This window comes from Micromonospora eburnea, from assembly GCF_900090225.1.
Classification (GTDB): Bacteria; Actinomycetota; Actinomycetes; order Mycobacteriales; family Micromonosporaceae; genus Micromonospora; species Micromonospora eburnea.
This window is the reverse complement of the sequence record NZ_FMHY01000002.1, coordinates 1,098,060-1,113,717: the sequence shown is the minus strand read 5'-3', so window position 1 is coordinate 1,113,717 and position 15,658 is coordinate 1,098,060. Positions and strand designations below refer to the sequence as shown.

General features: G+C 73.5%; 18 protein-coding genes. 7 read left to right on the top strand and 11 right to left on the bottom strand.

Going from position 1 to position 15,658, the window contains the following annotated elements:
- Positions 1–3: 3 nt before the first annotated feature.
- On the bottom strand, positions 4–468 hold the full coding sequence (locus GA0070604_RS05400) for a PPOX class F420-dependent oxidoreductase (RefSeq protein ID WP_091115106.1): 465 nt from the start codon (positions 466–468) through the stop codon (positions 4–6).
- 36 nt (positions 469–504) lie between these two features.
- Entirely contained in the window at positions 505–1,146 is a 642-nt protein-coding gene (locus tag GA0070604_RS05395; protein WP_091115104.1) for a DUF6642 family protein, read from the bottom strand.
- A 333-nt stretch (positions 1,147–1,479) separates the two neighbouring features.
- Here GA0070604_RS05395 and GA0070604_RS05390 point away from each other — a divergent pair, with 333 nt between their 5' ends.
- Entirely contained in the window at positions 1,480–2,253 is a 774-nt protein-coding gene (locus GA0070604_RS05390) for a D-Ala-D-Ala carboxypeptidase family metallohydrolase (protein ID WP_091115103.1), read from the top strand.
- Between the two features lie 18 nt (positions 2,254–2,271).
- Here GA0070604_RS05390 and GA0070604_RS05385 read toward each other — a convergent pair whose 3' ends face one another.
- Complete coding sequence (locus GA0070604_RS05385; protein ID WP_091115101.1) at positions 2,272–2,985, bottom strand: response regulator; 714 nt, start codon at positions 2,983–2,985, stop codon at positions 2,272–2,274.
- Positions 2,964–4,208, bottom strand: coding sequence for a sensor histidine kinase (locus tag GA0070604_RS05380; protein ID WP_091115099.1), 1,245 nt, complete (start codon positions 4,206–4,208; stop codon positions 2,964–2,966). The genes GA0070604_RS05385 and GA0070604_RS05380 overlap by 22 nt, the downstream gene beginning before the upstream one ends.
- A gap of 131 nt (positions 4,209–4,339) precedes the next feature.
- Here GA0070604_RS05380 and GA0070604_RS05375 point away from each other — a divergent pair, with 131 nt between their 5' ends.
- From GA0070604_RS05375 to GA0070604_RS05365, 3 genes are read left to right on the top strand one after another with little or no spacing between them, the layout of a single operon-like run.
- Complete coding sequence (locus GA0070604_RS05375) at positions 4,340–5,236, top strand: ABC transporter ATP-binding protein (RefSeq protein ID WP_091115097.1); 897 nt, start codon at positions 4,340–4,342, stop codon at positions 5,234–5,236.
- Positions 5,233–6,024 carry an ABC transporter permease gene (locus tag GA0070604_RS05370; protein WP_091115096.1) on the top strand — a complete coding sequence of 264 codons (792 nt, stop codon included), beginning with the start codon at positions 5,233–5,235 and terminating at the stop codon, positions 6,022–6,024. The genes GA0070604_RS05375 and GA0070604_RS05370 overlap by 4 nt, the downstream gene beginning before the upstream one ends.
- A gap of 2 nt (positions 6,025–6,026) precedes the next feature.
- On the top strand, positions 6,027–6,746 hold the full coding sequence (locus tag GA0070604_RS05365) for a YqeB family protein (protein WP_091115094.1): 720 nt from the start codon (positions 6,027–6,029) through the stop codon (positions 6,744–6,746).
- 11 nt (positions 6,747–6,757) lie between these two features.
- Here the strand turns inward: GA0070604_RS05365 and GA0070604_RS05360 are convergent, their stop codons facing one another.
- Genes GA0070604_RS05360 through GA0070604_RS05340 form a run of 5 tightly spaced genes read right to left on the bottom strand, consistent with a single transcriptional unit; the run spans position 6,758 to position 10,685 of the window.
- Entirely contained in the window at positions 6,758–7,444 is a 687-nt protein-coding gene (locus tag GA0070604_RS05360) for a 4Fe-4S single cluster domain-containing protein (protein ID WP_091115092.1), read from the bottom strand.
- Entirely contained in the window at positions 7,422–8,393 is a 972-nt protein-coding gene (locus GA0070604_RS05355) for a helix-hairpin-helix domain-containing protein (protein ID WP_091115090.1), read from the bottom strand. Before GA0070604_RS05355 ends, GA0070604_RS05360 begins: the two co-directional genes overlap by 23 nt.
- Positions 8,377–8,589 (bottom strand): DUF2997 domain-containing protein, encoded by a 213-nt coding sequence (locus GA0070604_RS05350; protein WP_091115087.1) that lies wholly within the window; start codon positions 8,587–8,589, stop codon positions 8,377–8,379. The genes GA0070604_RS05355 and GA0070604_RS05350 overlap by 17 nt, the downstream gene beginning before the upstream one ends.
- Positions 8,586–9,038, bottom strand: a complete 453-nt coding sequence (locus GA0070604_RS05345) for a hypothetical protein (RefSeq protein ID WP_091115085.1) — start codon at positions 9,036–9,038, stop codon at positions 8,586–8,588. Before GA0070604_RS05345 ends, GA0070604_RS05350 begins: the two co-directional genes overlap by 4 nt.
- 27 nt (positions 9,039–9,065) lie before the next feature.
- Positions 9,066–10,685 (bottom strand): AAA family ATPase, encoded by a 1,620-nt coding sequence (locus tag GA0070604_RS05340; protein ID WP_091115083.1) that lies wholly within the window; start codon positions 10,683–10,685, stop codon positions 9,066–9,068.
- A gap of 116 nt (positions 10,686–10,801) precedes the next feature.
- On the opposite strand from GA0070604_RS05340, the gene GA0070604_RS05335 reads away from it, so the two are divergent.
- From GA0070604_RS05335 to GA0070604_RS05325, 3 genes are all read left to right on the top strand, one after another.
- Positions 10,802–11,734 (top strand): ParA family protein, encoded by a 933-nt coding sequence (locus GA0070604_RS05335; protein ID WP_141721241.1) that lies wholly within the window; start codon positions 10,802–10,804, stop codon positions 11,732–11,734.
- Positions 11,731–12,126, top strand: coding sequence for a hypothetical protein (locus GA0070604_RS05330; RefSeq protein WP_091115080.1), 396 nt, complete (start codon positions 11,731–11,733; stop codon positions 12,124–12,126). The genes GA0070604_RS05335 and GA0070604_RS05330 overlap by 4 nt, the downstream gene beginning before the upstream one ends.
- Positions 12,127–12,274: 148 nt before the next feature.
- Positions 12,275–12,814: a DUF1697 domain-containing protein gene (locus GA0070604_RS05325; RefSeq protein WP_091115078.1), complete on the top strand. Its 540-nt coding sequence runs from the start codon at positions 12,275–12,277 to the stop codon at positions 12,812–12,814.
- Positions 12,815–12,853: 39 nt separating this feature from the next.
- Here the strand turns inward: GA0070604_RS05325 and GA0070604_RS32260 are convergent, their stop codons facing one another.
- Positions 12,854–14,326 carry a helix-turn-helix domain-containing protein gene (locus GA0070604_RS32260; protein ID WP_167363399.1) on the bottom strand — a complete coding sequence of 491 codons (1,473 nt, stop codon included), beginning with the start codon at positions 14,324–14,326 and terminating at the stop codon, positions 12,854–12,856.
- A 260-nt stretch (positions 14,327–14,586) separates the two neighbouring features.
- Complete coding sequence (locus GA0070604_RS05315; RefSeq protein WP_091115076.1) at positions 14,587–15,588, bottom strand: MBL fold metallo-hydrolase; 1,002 nt, start codon at positions 15,586–15,588, stop codon at positions 14,587–14,589.
- Positions 15,589–15,658 lie beyond the last annotated feature (70 nt).

Below are 15,658 nucleotides of genomic sequence, written 5' to 3'. Positions count from 1 at the left end.
GGATCAGTCGGCCAGCCGGGCGGGGAAGCCGCCGGTGGCGATCGGGCCCCAGGCATCGATGGTGATCCGGATCAGCGACTTGCCCTGCCGCACCATGGCCTGGCGGTACTCGTCCCAGTCGGGGTGCTCACCCGAGATGCTGCGGAAGTATTCCACCAGCGGCTCCAGGGCCTCCGGCAGGTCGAGCACCTCGGCGGTGCCGTCGACCTGCACCCAGGGCCCGTTCCACTCGTCGGAGAGCACGCAAGCGGAGACCCGGGGGTCGCGGCGGATGTTGGCCACCTTGGCCCGCTCCGGGTAGGTGGAGATGACCAACCGACCGTCGGCGTCGATTCCACCGGAGACCGGGGAGGACTGCGGCCGACCGTCGGCGCGGGTCGTCATCAGGACGACCCGGTGCCGGGGGCGGAGGAACTCGATCAGGGCGTCCCGGTCGACCCGGGTGTTGGTCGCGATCGTGCGTGCCATGCGTCGGTTCTACCAGGCCCGCCTCGACGGCGGGCGTCAGCGGGGGCGGGCGGACGCCCGGCCCGGGGCCGGCTGGGCGGGCACCCGGGGCCGGGCCGCCGCCCGCCAGGCGCGGCCGTTGGCGTAGATCACCCGAAAACCGAGGTACGAGGCGAGGGGCGCCCAGTGCGCGGAGCCCATCCGCAGTTCGGCAGCGTTGTGCCGCTGCCCGTTGGCCAGCACGTCGAGCAGCACGGTCTCGAACGCGGCCGACTCGACCCAGTCCACCTCCCGGGTGAAGCCGCAGACCAGCGCCGCCCCGGTCACGTCGAGGAAGTCCCGCAACGCGGCGTCGGAGGCGCGCAGCACCGAGCAGCTGCCGAAGTAGAGCCGTCGGCCCTCGCAGCGGCCGGCCATCCGCTCGGCGACGTCGGCCAGCTCCACGGAATCCCAGTCGGTGAGGCAGAGCCGGCTGGGTTCGCCGTGCATGGCGAAGAAGCCGACCCGGTAGTCGGCGTACTGCTTGAGCAGCCAGCGATCGATGAAGTAGAAGAGCTCGTCGCGGGTGGCGGCGTCCTTGTGGATGAAGCGGATCCGGCCCAGCCGTTCGAGTAGTTCCAGGGTGGGCAGGACGGAACCACGCTCGTTGAGGTCCCGGTGCCACTGCCCTTCGACGCAGAAGACGCCACCTCGCGCCAACGCCCACCTCCCCGCCCGCGAAGGTCGCCCTGGGTAGCCGTCGCCCGGCCCCGGCGCAGACGTTACCGGCCATGGGCCGCCCCGCGACATCACCCGTGGTGGCGTCGTAGCGGCGCTTTCGTCACCTTTGGGCGATTCTGGGCGGGATAACCCCGCACGGGAAGTTCCCAAATTCTGGTGCAATTTGCACGAACCCTCGTTGAAGTGCCGTTATGAGACTAATTCGGATGAAAGCCTGCTGTCTGGGCGAAACAGTGCCAGGGTGGGTGAGCGAGGGCGTCCGTCCGATGCCCGGATCGCACCCCAATCCTCACTCCTGTCAGGAGGGATCCTGTGCGCGTCAATTTGCTGAAACGGCTGGTCGTCACGTTGGCACTGGCCATACCCGGAGCCGCCGTCGCCTCGGTCGTCGCCGCGCCGGCGGCCCACGCCGACGGCTGCTACACCTGGAAGCGGACCCTGGCCCCGGGCAGTTCCGGAGACGACGTCCGCCAGTTGCAGATCAGGGTGGCCGGCTGGGCCGGGTACCGGAAGATCGTTCACGTCGACGGCAGGTACGGCGCCGAGACGGTGGCCGCGGTCCGCCGGTTCCAGTCGGCGTACGGGCTGCACGCCGACGGCATCGCCGGCCCGCAGACCTTCGCCAAGATCTACGAGCTACAGGACAACGACTGCACCCCGAGCCACTTCAGCTACGCCGAACTGGACAACGGCTGCGGCACGGGCGGCTGGACCGGCGGCCCGCTCTCGGCGAGCGCAACCCGGACGAACGCGCTGCGCCTGATGTGGAAGTTGGAGGCGCTGCGCCACAGCCTCGGCGACAAGCCCGTCTACGTGAACGGCGGCTTCCGCAGCTCCACCTGCAACCGGCAGGTCGGCGGCGCGTCGGACAGCCAGCACCTCTACGGCAACGCGGCCGACCTGACCTCGCGTACCTCGTCGCTGTGCCGGCTGGCCCAGGAGGCCCGCAGCCACGGCTTCAGCGGGATCTTCGGCCCCGGCTACCCCGGCCACAGCACCCACGTCCACGTGGACGCGCGTCGGGAGAACAACGCCGACAAGAGCGCGAACACGATCACCTGGTCCGCCTCGCGCTGCGGGATCTGAGCCGGCCGGGTCGACCGGTCAGACCAGGCCGGCGTCGTGGACGAGCAGGGCCACCTGCACCCGGTTGTTCAGGTCGAGCTTGGCCAGCAGGCGCGACACGTACGCCTTCACCGTCGCCACGCTCATGAACAGTTCCGCGGCGATCTCGGCATTGCTCCGGCCCTGCCCCAGCGCGACCGCGACCTCCCGCTCCCGCTCGCTGAGCCCGTCCAGCAGCCGCAGCGCCCGCTCCCGGCGGGGGTCCTGCCCGACCCCCGCGGGGGCGGTGGCGGTCACGTGCGTGATGAGCTTGCGGGTCACCGCCGGCGACAGGGCCGCCTCCCCTGCCGCGACCCGGCGGATCGCCTGGACGATCTCGGCAGGTGGCGTGTCCTTGAGCAGGAAGCCGGCGGCTCCGGCCCGCAGGGCCCGCAGCACCTGTTCGTCGGCGTCGAACGTGGTCAGCACCAGCACCTCGGGCGACCGGGGTGCCGCCCGCAACGCCTCGGTGGCGGTCAGCCCGTCCACCCGGGGCATCCGGATGTCCATCAGCACGACGTCCGGCGCGTACGCCTCGACAGCGGCCGGCACTTCGGCGCCGTCGCTGGCCTCACCGACGACCCGCACGTCCGGTGCCCCGCCGAGGATCATCGACAGGCCGGCCCGGACCAGCGCGTCGTCGTCGACGATCAGCACCCGCACCGGTGCCGCGTCGGCCCCGGCGCCGGCCGTCACGCCGGCCACGGCAGCCAGGCGGCGAGCCGGAAGTCGCCCGAGTCGTCGCGCCCGTGCTCCAGCCGGCCGCCGGCCAGGTTGACCCGCTCAGCGATGCCGATCAGGCCGGTGCCGGTGCCGGGAATCGCCGGCCCGGGGACGTCGCTGACCGGCCACCGGTTGCGGACCTCGACGGTGAGGCCGTCGCCCGGTCCGCCGGCCAGCCCGACGGCGACCGTGGTGCCCGCCGCGTGCTTACGGGCGTTGGTCAACCCCTCCTGCACGATCCGGTACGCGCTGCGCCCGACCGCCGCGGGCACCGTCTCCGGCACGGCGACCTCATCACTGAGAGTGACCCGCATCCCGGCAGCCCGGCACTCCTCGATCAGGGCCGGCACGTCGGCCAGGGTCGGCTGCGGGCGGTCGGGGACCCGCGACTCCGCGCCGTCGCCGTCCGTACGCAGCACCCCGATCACCTCGCGCAGATCCTGCAGGACGCTGTGTGCGCTGCCGCGGATCACCCCGGCCGCCCGGGCGATCTCCTCCGGCGGCGCGTCCGGCCGGAACTCCAGCGCCCCGGCGTGCAGGCTGAGCAGCGAGATCCGGTGGGCGAGGACGTCGTGCATCTCCCGGGCGATGCGGGTGCGTTCCAGTTGCCGGGCCTGCGCCACCCGCAACTGCTGCTCGGCCTCGGCCCGTTCGGCGCGGTCGTGCAGGGACAGCACCAGCTGCCGGCGCGCCCGGACGAACATCCCCCACGCCATGACCAGACCGAAGATCACCGCGGTCCAGATCATCGCCAGCCAGAACGACATGCTCGGGTCCGGGCGCAGCTGGTTGATGACCATGCTGGTGACCAGGTTCGCGCCCGCCAGCGCCGCCGCGACCGGGAACGGCCGGTGCACCACGACGGTGAACAGGATGATCAGCACAGCCAGGGCCGCGGTGACCGAGCCGAGGGTCAGCGGCAACATGGCCACGGCGAGGCCGACCGGCCAGCGCCGGCGGAACCAGAGCGCCCCGCAGGCCAGCACGCCCACCACCAGGTCGGCCGGGACGAGCCAGGCCGGGCCGGCGTTCAGCGCGATGTCGGGCTGTGGCGAGCGGGCGTCGTCGACGGCGAGCAGCAGCCAGCCGACGGCGAGCAGGAAGCACAGGGTGTCGACCAGCCAGTCCCGGGTCGTCCGCCGCGCCGCCTTCGCCGGTGAGGCGAGGGCCCCCGGCAACAGCCAGGGGTATTCCGGTACGGCGGCGCTGGTCATTCCACCATCCTAGGAACCGCCCCCGGGCCCGGCCAGCTACCAAAGTCGAGACCTACGGGTAGACCGAGGTAGCGCTGCCGTCGACCGCCGGCCGCAGCGGACGGCCGGGTGGCGCCGGCAGGCTGACTGGCATGATCACCATCGAACACCTGACCAAGCGGTACGGCTCACACCGCGCCGTCGACGACGTCTCGTTCCGCTGCGAACCGGGCACGGTGACCGGCTTCCTCGGCCCGAACGGCGCCGGCAAGTCCACCACCATGCGGATGGTCTGTGGCCTGACCCCGCCGACGTCGGGCAGCGCCACGGTCGCCGGGCGGCCCTACCGGCAGCTCGCCAACCCCGGCCGGGAGATCGGCGTTCTGCTCGACGCCTCCGCCCAGCACGCCGGCCGCACCGGCCGGGAGGTGCTGGCCGTCGCCGCCGCGACCATGGGGGTCGACCGTCGGGAGGTCACCGCGAAGCTCGACCTGGTCGGGTTGAACGCGGCCGCGGCGAAGCGCCGGATCCGGGCGTACTCGCTGGGGATGCGGCAGCGGCTCGGCCTGGCGCTGGCCCTGCTCGGTGACCCCCGGGTGCTGATCCTCGACGAGCCGGCCAACGGCCTCGACCCGGAGGGCATCTTCTGGATGCGCGGCCTGCTGCGCGACTTCGCCGACCGGGGCGGCACGGTGCTGCTCTCCTCCCACCTGCTCCGCGAGGTGGAGGCGGTCGCCGACCGGCTGGTGGTGATCGGCAACGGCCGGGTGGTGGCCCAGGGCGGCAAGGACGAGCTGCTCGCCGGCGCCGGCACCCTGGTCCGCGCCCGTGACCAGGGCGCCCTACGCGTCGCCCTGGACCGGGCCGGGCTCGACGCCACCCGGTCCACCGACGGCCTGCTGGTCCGGGCCGAGGCCGAGGCGGTCGGTCAGGCCGCCGCCGACGCCGGTGTCGCCCTGACCGAGTTGCGGCCGGCCAGCAGCGCCGGCCTCGAACAGCTCTTCCTCACCCTCACCTCCGACGCGTCGACCGGCAAGGATCTCCGATGACCACGACCGCACCCGCACCCGCCGCGCCCGCCGTCGCCCGCCGGGCCGAACCGCACCGGCCGTCCCTGCTCCGGCTGACCGGGGTGGAGCTGCGCAAGCTCGCCGACACCCGGGCCGGCTACTGGCTGCTGATCACCATCGCCCTGCTCGCCGCCGCCATCGTCACCGTGCAGCTCTTCGTCCTCGACGACGAGCGGCAGAACTTCACCGCCTTCTTCGTCCTCTCGCTGCTGCCGACCGGGCTGCTGCTGCCGGTGCTGAGCATCCTCTCCATCACCGCCGAGTGGTCGCAGCGGACCGCGCTGACCACGTTCACCCTGGTACCGAGGCGGGGCCGGGTGGTCCTCGCGAAGCTCGCCGCGATCGTGCTGGCCGCGCTGGCCTCGGTGCTGGTCAGCCTCGCCGTGGCCGCCGTCGCCACCCTGCTCGCACGGGCCACCGGCGGCGCGGGCGGCTGGTCGTTCGAGGCGTCCCTGCTCCTGCACGCGGCCGTCCTCCAGGTCGCCAACGCGTTGATGGGCGCGGCGTTCGGGCTGCTGCTGCTCAGCACACCGCTGGCGGTCGTCATCTTCCTGCTGCTGCCCAACCTCTGGTCGATCCTCAGCGAGATGATCTCGGCGCTGCGCGGACCGGCCGGCTGGCTGGACACCGGGAGGACGATGGAGCCGCTGCTCGGGCCCGACGTGACCGCGGGGCAGTGGGGGCGGCTGGCGGTGTCACTGCTGGTCTGGGTGGTCGTACCGCTGGCCGCCGGGCTGGTCCGGACACTGCGGCGGGAGGTCTCCTGACCGTGTCGACGCGGGGGTACGGCAGCGCCACGGTGGTCCGCGGAGGCGCCGGGGATCTGGTGGTGATGTGGGTCGGCTTCCCGCTGCTCGGGGCCGGGCTGGGCGCGGCGCTCACCGCCGCGTCGGGCTGGCTGGCCGACCTGCCCTGGGTGCCGTTCCAGGGCTGGTTCGAGCTACTGGCCGGGCTGCCGGCCGAGCGGGCGTACCCGGGCGGCGCGGGGGTGGCGGCGCTGGCCGGCCTGGTGCTCGCGTTCCTCGGCACCCGGGAGCGGATGACCGTGACGGTGGGCCGGACCGAGGTACGGCTGCACCGCGACGGCCACGGCCGGGACATCGCGCGGGCCGGGGTGACGGGAGTCTTCCTCGACGGCAAGGCGCTGGTGCTGCTCGACGCCGACGGCGCGGAGCTGGCCCGGGAGCAGTCGGACCTGGACCACGGGAAGCTGCGTGCCGCGTTCACCGGTCAGGGCTGGCCGTGGCGGGATCGCGACCCGCACGAGGCGGCGTACCGGCGGTGGGTGGAGGGGCTGCCGGGGCTGCCGACGGGGGCGGAGGCGGTGCTGCGGGCGCGGCAGCGGGCGCTCGACGAAAACCGGGGCGGGGAGGCCCGGGAGTTGCGCGGCGAGCTGGCGCGGCTCGGAGTGGTGGTCCGGGACGAGAAGAAGCGGCAGTACTGGCGGCCGGTCCCGGGCCAGCCCGACCGGGACCACCAGGGGCGATGAAGCCCCGCGCGCTACCCGCGCCCGCCCCGGGCCGGACGCAGGTCCGTACCGGCGAGCAGGTCGTCCAGCGCGTCCAGCTCCGCCCAGCCGTTGACCGCGACCCGCCCGGCGGGGTCGACCACGATCTCCACCCGGTCGGGGGTTCGGGGCAGTTGGTCGAGCAGGTCGGGGAACCGGTCGCCGAGCAGCACGAACTCCTGGTTCGTGGAGCCCACCCAGGGTCGTACGGTGTCGATCAGGTCGGCCCGGAACGGCCCGGCGACCAGTAGGTCCGTCTCGGCCAGCAGGCGCGCCACGTCGTCGCGGCCGGCCTCGATCGCGCGTTCGAGGCCGGCCCGGGTGTAGCCGGTGAACGTCATCACCGAGCGACCGGCCCGGCGTACCCCGGCGGCCACCTCGGCCAGCGCGGCGGCCTGGTCGAACGGCTCGCCGCCGAGCAGGGTGAGCCCGTCGGTGGCGGTGTCGAGCACCCGCCGGACCAGGTCCGCCGGGGCGACCGGGTCACCGCCCCGGAAAGCCCACATCTGTGGGTTGAAGCACCCGGGGCAGCGCACGGCGCAGCCCTGCACCCAGACGGCGGTGCGTTCCCCCGGCCCCTCGGCGCGGGTGGCGGCCAGGAACCGGGCGACCCGCACCAGGTCGGCCCGGCCCGCCGGCCCCCGTCCCGGGCCGGCCTCAGAAATCGAGTACGCGTCCATGCGGCTGGCCGGGCGTGGCGGGACCGGCCGGCGGTACGCAGACCAGGACGTCCCGCAGCCGGGCGTACTCGTGCGGGGCCAGTTCGGCGGCGGCGACGAACTCGGCGACGCTGCCGAACCCCCGGCGGCGCTCCCGTTCGACGAGCACCCGGTGCACCCGGGTCGCGTCGAAGCCGGGCAGGGTGGTGAGCTGGGCGGCGTCCACGGTGTTCACGTCCACCGTGGACCCGGACTGCGGCACGTCCCAGGACGCGGCCGGCGGGGAGGCTTGCGCCGGTACGCCGACTCCCGGCGGAACCGGCGACGCGAAGCCGCCGGCCATCGGACCGCCGGGCGAGGCGAAGCCACCGGCCACCGGACTGCCAGGCGGCGCGAAGCCGTCGGGAGCACCCGGCGGAGCCGGCGCGAACCCGCCCGTCGTGGGGCTGCCGGACGGCCACGTCGCCGGGGTCGGGGCGGGGACCGGCGGTGGGGCGAGCGGGCCCGGCGGGTAGCCGGTGGCGGACCAGCCGGTCGGCTGCTGGTACCAGGGCCGGTGGGTGGCCTGCCAACGCAGCCAGGCCGAGTTGATCAGGAGCGCGTGCACGATGCCCCCGATCCAGATCATGAGCATGACCGCGGTCGCCACGTTGCTCAGCACGGACTCTTTGTCGGCCTCTCCGACAGTCGCGAAAGCGGCCCAGCCGAGCAGCGCGTAGCCGATGCCGGAGATCCACCAGGCGGGTCGACGCGTCCGTAGACCGACATAGATGAAGCCGAATCCGCCAAGGCAGCCGCAGCCGAGGATCGGCAGGAGCAGCCACCAGCTGTGCAGCAGCCGCCACTTCCCGTCGACCCCGGGATTGGGCGGCCCACCCGTGACCGGCGTCGCCGGCAACCCCGGGCCGTAGGCCGCGGGCGGCGAGCCCGCCGGGTACGCGGGCCAGCCGCCGTCAGGCGCGGTCGACATCGCGGTCCTCCTGTCGGGCGCTCACCTCGGCACGGGTGAGGTCGGCGGTGTACGCGCTGTCGACCGACCGCGCGGCGAGCAGGTCCTCCAGCACGGCCACGTAGTCCAGGCAGCGCTCGCCGAGGACGTCGTGGGTCTGCGCGGTCACCGAACCGTCCGGGTGCACGGTCACCTCGACCCGGGGCCGGCCGGTCACGCCGTCCGCCCCTCGACGGCGAAGACCAGGCGTACCGAGGCGTCCTCGGTGACCTCCTCGGACTCCAGGCGCAGCCCGGCGGCGGGGGCCTGCGCGCGCAACCGGTCGAGCACCGCCCGCTGCACCTGGTGCCCGTACGCGGCGTCGACCGCCCGCACGATGGCCGTCGCGCGCTCCTCGTCCACGTCGCCGCGCAGGTGCGCCGTCCAGATGCCGTCCGCGTCACGCTCGAAGTCCGCGCGTACCCCGGCCCAGGCCGCGGCGAGCGTCTGGCCCTCGACGCCGACCACCGCGCCGGTGTCCCGCAGCGCGGCGGCCAGCAGCGTCTCGTCGCGCATCCGGGTCCGCACCTGGCAGATCGTGCGCCCCTGGTCGTCTCGGTCGGTGGCGGCGTGCACGGCGGCCACCGAGGCCACCGCCAGGGGTAGCAGTAACAACGAGATGCTCACCAAGGCTCCCTCGGATGGGTGGACGGCTCAGAATTCCACGCGCCGGCCGCCCTGCGGTCCGCCCGCGTGGGCCGATCCGGCGGCCCGGTTGTCCAGGTCCCAGTCCTCCGCGGCGGTCGCCGCCACCGCGCGGTTCTCCGCCCAGGCCCGGACGGCATCCAGCCGCTCGGCCTGGGTGACGCTCAACGGGACCATGTTCATCAGTGCCCGCAGCAGGTCGTCGCGGCGCAGCGGGCGGCGCTCGGCGTACGCGTCGACGAGTCCGCCGACGACGGCCTGCTCGATCTCGGCGCCGGAGTAGCCCTCGCTGAGTTCGGACAGCTCGGTGAGCAGGGCGTGGTCGAGGGCGAGGTCGCCCGCCACGGCCGGGTGACGCAGCCGGCGGGCGATGTGCACCTGCCAGATGGCGGCGCGTTCCGCCCGGGTCGGCAGGTCCACGAAGAAGATCTCGTCGAACCGGCCCTTGCGCAGCAGTTCCGGGGGCAGCCCGGCGAAGTCGTTGGCGGTGGCGATGACGAACACCGGCCGGGTCTTCTCCTGCATCCAGGTGAGGAAGGAGCCGAACACCCGCGCGGAGGTGCCGGAATCCCCGCTGCCGCCCGCGAAGCCCTTCTCGATCTCGTCCAGCCAGAGCACGCACGGCGACACGGCCTCCGCCGTACGGATCGCGCCGCGCATGTTCTGCTCGCTGGAGCCGACCAGCCCGGCGAAGACCTTGCCGATGTCCAGCCGCAGCAGCGGCAGCCCCCAGGCGGCGGCGACCGCCTTCGCGGTCAGCGACTTGCCGCAGCCCGGCACGCCGGTGATGAGCACCCCCCGGGGCGCGGGCAGCCCGTACGCGGCGGCCTCGGCCAGCCACGATCCGTCCCGCTTGGCCAGCCAGCGCTTCAGGTTCTCCAGCCCGCCGATGTCGCCGAGCGGCACGCTGTCGTCGACGAACTCCAGCAGCCCGGATCGGCGTACCGCCTGCCGCTTCTCCTCGTGCACCACGCTGAGGTCGTGGGCGTCGAGCACCCCGTCGTCCACCATGGCTCGTGCGAAGGCATTTTCCGCCTCGTGCAGGGTCAGCCCGAGGGCCGCCTTGGCCAGCCGCTCCCGGCCGCGCTCGTCCACGTCGATCCGGATCCGGCCGCTGGCCGTGTTCGCGCTGATCATGGCGTCCAGCACCGCGCGAATCTCCGCCTCGGCGGGCAGCGGGAAGTCCACCACGGTCACCTCCTTGGCCAGTTCCACCGGCAGGTGCGGCACCGGGGAGACCAGGACGAGGGTGCGCGGCACCGGCCCCGAGCGGAAGGCGGCGGCGAGGTCCCGCAGCCGGCGTACCACACCCGGTTCCGCCGGCCGGCCACCCGCGCCGAGGGCGGGGTGCAGGTCGGTGAAGACGACGACGGCGGGCTCCTCGATCCGCTGCGCGGCATCCAGGGCGGCCTCGGCCCCGGTGGTGCCCTGCCGGCCGCCGCCGTCCGGGGAGACCAGCCCACGGGTGGCCGACCAGGTCCACAGCCCGCGGGGGGTACGCACCTGGAGCGCGTCCTGCGCCACCGCGGCGATCTCGGCGAGCACCCGCTGCTCCTCGTACGACTCGACGAGCAGCACCGGGACACGTGCCTTCAGCAGCTTCGACAGTGTGTCGCGGAAACCGGCCATGCTGACGCCTCCCCTTGAGCGGCCCGCCGAGCCGGCACTGTAACACCGGGGCTCCTGGGTGCTGCCCTGTCGCCGGACGCCGCCGCCCGTTACCGTTCCCGGTCGGGGAGGTGCCGGTGTACGTCGTATCGGTGATCAACTACAAGGGCGGGGTCGGCAAGACCACGATGACCGCCAACATCGGGGCCGAGCTGGCCAACCGGGGGCTGAAGGTGCTGCTGATCGACCTCGATCCGCAGGCCAGCCTGACGTTCAGCTTCTACGAACCCGACGACTGGCGGGACCGGCTGCGCGACGGCCGAACCGTCAAGCGCTGGTACGACGGCCTGCGCGGGAACGATCCGGCGGCCACCCTCGGCGAGCTGGTGGTCACCCCCGGCCCCGCCAACGCCCAGCTCAAGGGCACGGGGCGGCTCGACCTGATCGCGTCCCACCTGCAACTCGTCGACATCGACCTGGCGTTGGCGCGTGGGGTGGCCGACGGCGACGAGTACGACGCCGAGCTGTTCCGGGTCCGCGGCTCGCTCGACCAGGGGCTGCACGACCCGGCACTGGACCCGTACGACCTGGTGCTCATCGACTGCCCGCCGAACTTCAACGTGGTCACCCAGTCGGCGATCATCGCCAGCGACCACCTGCTCATCCCGGCCCGGGCCGACTATCTGTCCACCCTGGGCATCGACTACCTGCACGGCAACGTGCGGGAACTGGTCGACCGGTACAACGCGGACTCCCGCCGGTTCGCCAAGATCCGCCGCCACCACAAGGTGGCCCCGGGCATCGCCGGCGTGGTGTTCACGATGATCCAGCTGATGGCGCAGCGGCCGATCGCCGCGCAGCAGGGCTACATGGATCAGGTCAGCGCGCTGGGCGTACCGGTCTTCCCGACCGCGCTGCGGGAGAACGTGACGCTGTTCGCCACGAACACCCCGCGCGGGGTGCCGGTGGTGCTGCGGGACCGGGTCACCGCCCCGGCGGTACGCGAGGAACTGCGGCAGATCACCACCGAGTTCCTGGCCAACCTCCAGCCGGTGGGGGCGGGCGCATGACCGACCCGACCCGTACCGTGCTGGCCCGGGTGGCCGAGTTCCTGACCGGTCTCTCGGCCGCGGACGTGGCCGCCCTGGCCGAGGGACGCGCCCGGCTGGCCCTGCTGCCGGCTTCCCGCGCCACGGGCGGCGAGTCGCCGGCCACCCGCGCCGCCTCACCCACGCCCTCCGGGGTGGACGTCGAGCGGGCGCACGCCGCGCTCACCGCCATGTCGCGGCGCGACGACGCTACGGCGTACCTGGCGTCCTGGACGACCCGGGCGTTGCGCGCCCTCGCCGCCCGGGCCGGGCTGCGCGGGGTGGCCGGGCTGCGGAAGGCGGAGCTGGTCGAACGGATCGTCGACCGCACCGTCGGTTTCCGTCTCGACTCCACCGCCATCCGCCAACGCTGATCCGCGACGCCCTCTCGGCGCGCGTCGGCGGCCCGACGGCCTACGCCGGCAGCCCCGGCCACCCGCCGCCGAGCGGGCGGCCCGGCCAGCCGGCCCCCACCACGCGCCATAGGCTGGGCACCAGCGACGTCGAGGCGAGGAGGCCCGGATGACCCGCTACGCCGCCCTGCTGCGGGGCGTCAACGTCGGCACCACCCGGATCGCGATGGCGGACCTGCGTCGCCTGGTCACGGGCCTCGGGCACGAGGACGTGAAGACCTACCTGCAGAGCGGCAACGTGGTCTTCACCAGCCCGCCGACGAGGGCCGAGATCCTGGCCGAGGGCATCGAGCGGGCGATCACGTCCGAGTTGGGGCTGACCGTGCCGGTGCTGGTACGCAGCGGCGGCGAACTGGCGGCCGTGGTCGACGGCAACCCGTACGCCGACCGGCAGGATGACCCGACCCGGCTACTGGTGGCTTTCCTGTCCACCGCGCCGGCGAAGGCGAAGGTGACGGCGCTGACCGTCCCCGGCGGGGAGAACCTGGAGTACGCGGTGACCGGGCGGGAGGTCTTCCTGCACTACCCCGACGGCGGGTACGGCCGGTCGAAGTTCACCAACACCTACCTGGAGAAGAAGCTCGGTGTGGTGGCCACCACCCGCAACTGGAAGTCGGTGGGTGCCCTGCGGGACCTGACGGCGGGCTGACCACGAGGGCCGGCAGGCCCGCCGCCAGGCGAAATGCGCCTAGTCCAACTTGGTGATCACGACACACGGATACTGGCAGTCGCTCGTATTGCCCGGTGCGGGCTGTCCCCACGGATCCGACGTTCCGAGGAACGGGTTGCAGCCGTTGGTGTCGCAGCTATATGTCGTGCTCCCGGACCCCGGGTCGGGGTGGCGACTCGATCTGGGTGCGCTGGTGGGCGCAGCGGGCGCGGTGGGTGGCGCAGTGGGTCCAGCCTGCCCAGCGGACCCGGTGGACGCAGCGGGCGCGGCAGGCGCCAGCGGCGGAACGACACCGGCGGACGGTTGTCCCTTCCCTGGCGTGCTGGTCCGGGGCGGTTTGGGCCGGGTGGTGGGCGGCGACTGAGACGGGGGCTGTTGCGGATCGGCGTCCTCGGTCTCGACCACCACGTCGCTTCTGTTGGGGTCGACAGCCGGGGAGCCGCCCCGGTCGCGCATCAGGCGGACGGTGAACGCCACGGCGATCAGGACGAGCAGGAGCACCAGCACGCCCGACAGAACCCGGGCCGCCCAACCGGTGCGGTACATGATGGGAGGCACCAGCCACCGCAGCCCCTTGGGGCGGGGGACCTCGTCCGCCGGGTCGTGGCGGTGGATGCCCTTCCAGCGCCACTGCCGCTGTTCGGCGGTCGCTGAGGTCAGCGCGCTCGGGTCGGAGCCGGTGCCGGTGCCTATTGCCGCTTCCCAGGCGGCATCGGTGGGAGCGGTGGCCGGCCCCGAACTGTCCACGTCGGGTACGGCACGGGCGGCGGCGGGCGCGTCAGGCTCGGGGTCCGTCGGCGGATCGTTCAGGAGCCCGGCCGCACCGGCACCCGCCGGCAACGCCGCAGGCTCCCGATCCGGCACGGTCGAATCCCGATCCGGCGCGGCCGAATTCCGATCCGAGACGACCGGCTCCCGATCCGGCGCGGTCGGCTCCCGATCCGAGACGACCGGCTCTCGATCCGGCACAGCCGAATCCCGATCCGGCACGGTCGGCTCCCGATCCGGGACGGCCGAATTCCGATCCGGTTCGACCGCCGGCGGGACCGGGTCGGCCGATTGGGCGCTCGTGGCCGCGTCCGGCTCGGGTGCCGCCGGCTGGGACGGCGTGCCGGTGTTGTCCGGACCGGACCGGGTGGCGGCGACGGCGATGCGGCGACGGGTGGTCAGCCAGCTCTCGACCGCGGCGTCATCGCCGCCGCAGGCTCGGACAAACGTGGCGAGCAGGTCCTCACGGGGCAGTGTGGTGCGGGTCAGCACGGCAGCGATCGTGCTGTGCGGCAGCACGGCGCCCGAAGCGGCGGCCCGGCGCTGCAACTGCCGGTAGGTCAGGCCCGTCCACTCCTTGAGCGCGCGCATCGCGGTGACCAGCTCGGCCGGCGTGCCGGCGCTGGGTGCCCGCGTCGGGTCCGCCGGAACCGCGGTGTCCGGCCCTGCGGATGTGCCGTCACTCTCGTTCGAGGCGGCTGTTACCTGGTCCAACCCCAGCACGTCGGTCTCATCCTCCTGACGGCCGTACGAGGATCTTCGCTCCCTGACCGGTCTTCCCGGTCGCGGCCGTGCCGGATCGGAGCGGAGGCGTCGTCGATCCCGTTCGAGATCCAAACAGGACGGTCGAGGCGCACTCCGGCTCAAGATACCTGAGCGTGGCGGGCGCCGGGTGCCCGACAATCTGCCGCTGGCCACGGTGGTCGGCGGCTCCCCCGGCCGGGTGGCCCGCGACCGGACGCGGTGGCGGGCCACCCCTTATGTCAGAAGTGGTATGCCGTGTGGTATTCGGGCACCAGGACCCGGCTACGCGGTGACACCCGCTGCACGGCGGTGATCAGGTCTTCGAGGCGCTCACGGTCGGTCTTCTCCACCACCGGCGGGTTGGTCAGCGGGGTCTCGAAGTTGTCCCAGTGCACCGGCACCACGACCTTCGGATAATCCAGCGCCGCCATCAGCCGGGGCACGTAGTCGGCGGTCGAGGTGGTCGCCGCGGAGGCCACCATCGCCACGTCGGGGGCGAGCCCGGCCAGGTTGCGCTCGTTGAGGTCGCTCGCGCCCATGAAGAACACCGCCGGGCCGCCGGCCACCCGGATCTGGTACGCCAGGGTGTCCCCCTCGGGAAGGTCGGCGATGGTCACCGGCTTCGGCGGCTGGCTGTGCCGTACGCCGGGGAAGGCCACCGACCATGACTTGTTGCGGCTGTGCAGGGAGCTGACCACCTCGACGGTGTAGGTGCCGAAGTCCAGCACCTCGCCGCCCTTGACCGGGACGAGCTGCCCCGCCGGCAGCCCGTACGCCAGCCCGAGGTGGTGCGCGGTCAGCGTGCCGAAAACCCGGGCGCCGGTCCGGCCGGCGAGGTACGGCACGTCGTTGAAGTGGTCCCAGTGGGTGTGCGTGACCAGGATGTTCTCGGCCCGGTCCACCAGCGGGTCGATGACGTCGGTGGCCACCTCCAGCGGGGTGTCCTCCCGGAACGCGCCCTTGAACAGGCCGGTGTCGTAGCGGCTGAGGTACGGGTCGACCAGCACGGTCCGGTCGCCGATGTCGATGCGCCAGCCGGACGTACCCCACCAGCGGAAGCTGACCGCGCCGGAGCGCCGGCCGGTGGCGGCGGCGACCGGGGCGGCGGCGACCGGGGCGGCGGTCGCCGGGGCGGCCTGGGCCGGCGCACCGGCGGCGAGCCCGCCGGCCGAGACGGCGGCGGCGCCGATCGCGGCGTCGCGCAGGAAGCGCCGGCGGTCGTACGAGTGGTTGTCGAGCATGGTGTCTTCTCCCCCGTCGGTCGGGTGGTCGGTGCGTCCACCCCAGCACCGACCGGCCCGCCCTGTCCAA

Coding starts and splice junctions, on each gene's coding strand:
- GA0070604_RS05360 (WP_091115092.1), bottom strand. CDS start 7,444: ATGGACGCGTACTCGATTTCTGAGGCCGGCCCGGGACGGGGGCCGGCG.
- GA0070604_RS05370 (WP_091115096.1), top strand. CDS start 5,233: ATGACCACGACCGCACCCGCACCCGCCGCGCCCGCCGTCGCCCGCCGG.
- GA0070604_RS05340 (WP_091115083.1), bottom strand. CDS start 10,685: ATGGCCGGTTTCCGCGACACACTGTCGAAGCTGCTGAAGGCACGTGTC.
- GA0070604_RS05380 (WP_091115099.1), bottom strand. CDS start 4,208: ATGACCAGCGCCGCCGTACCGGAATACCCCTGGCTGTTGCCGGGGGCC.
- GA0070604_RS05315 (WP_091115076.1), bottom strand. CDS start 15,588: ATGCTCGACAACCACTCGTACGACCGCCGGCGCTTCCTGCGCGACGCC.
- GA0070604_RS05375 (WP_091115097.1), top strand. CDS start 4,340: ATGATCACCATCGAACACCTGACCAAGCGGTACGGCTCACACCGCGCC.
- GA0070604_RS05330 (WP_091115080.1), top strand. CDS start 11,731: ATGACCGACCCGACCCGTACCGTGCTGGCCCGGGTGGCCGAGTTCCTG.
- GA0070604_RS05325 (WP_091115078.1), top strand. CDS start 12,275: ATGACCCGCTACGCCGCCCTGCTGCGGGGCGTCAACGTCGGCACCACC.
- GA0070604_RS05400 (WP_091115106.1), bottom strand. CDS start 468: ATGGCACGCACGATCGCGACCAACACCCGGGTCGACCGGGACGCCCTG.
- GA0070604_RS05355 (WP_091115090.1), bottom strand. CDS start 8,393: ATGTCGACCGCGCCTGACGGCGGCTGGCCCGCGTACCCGGCGGGCTCG.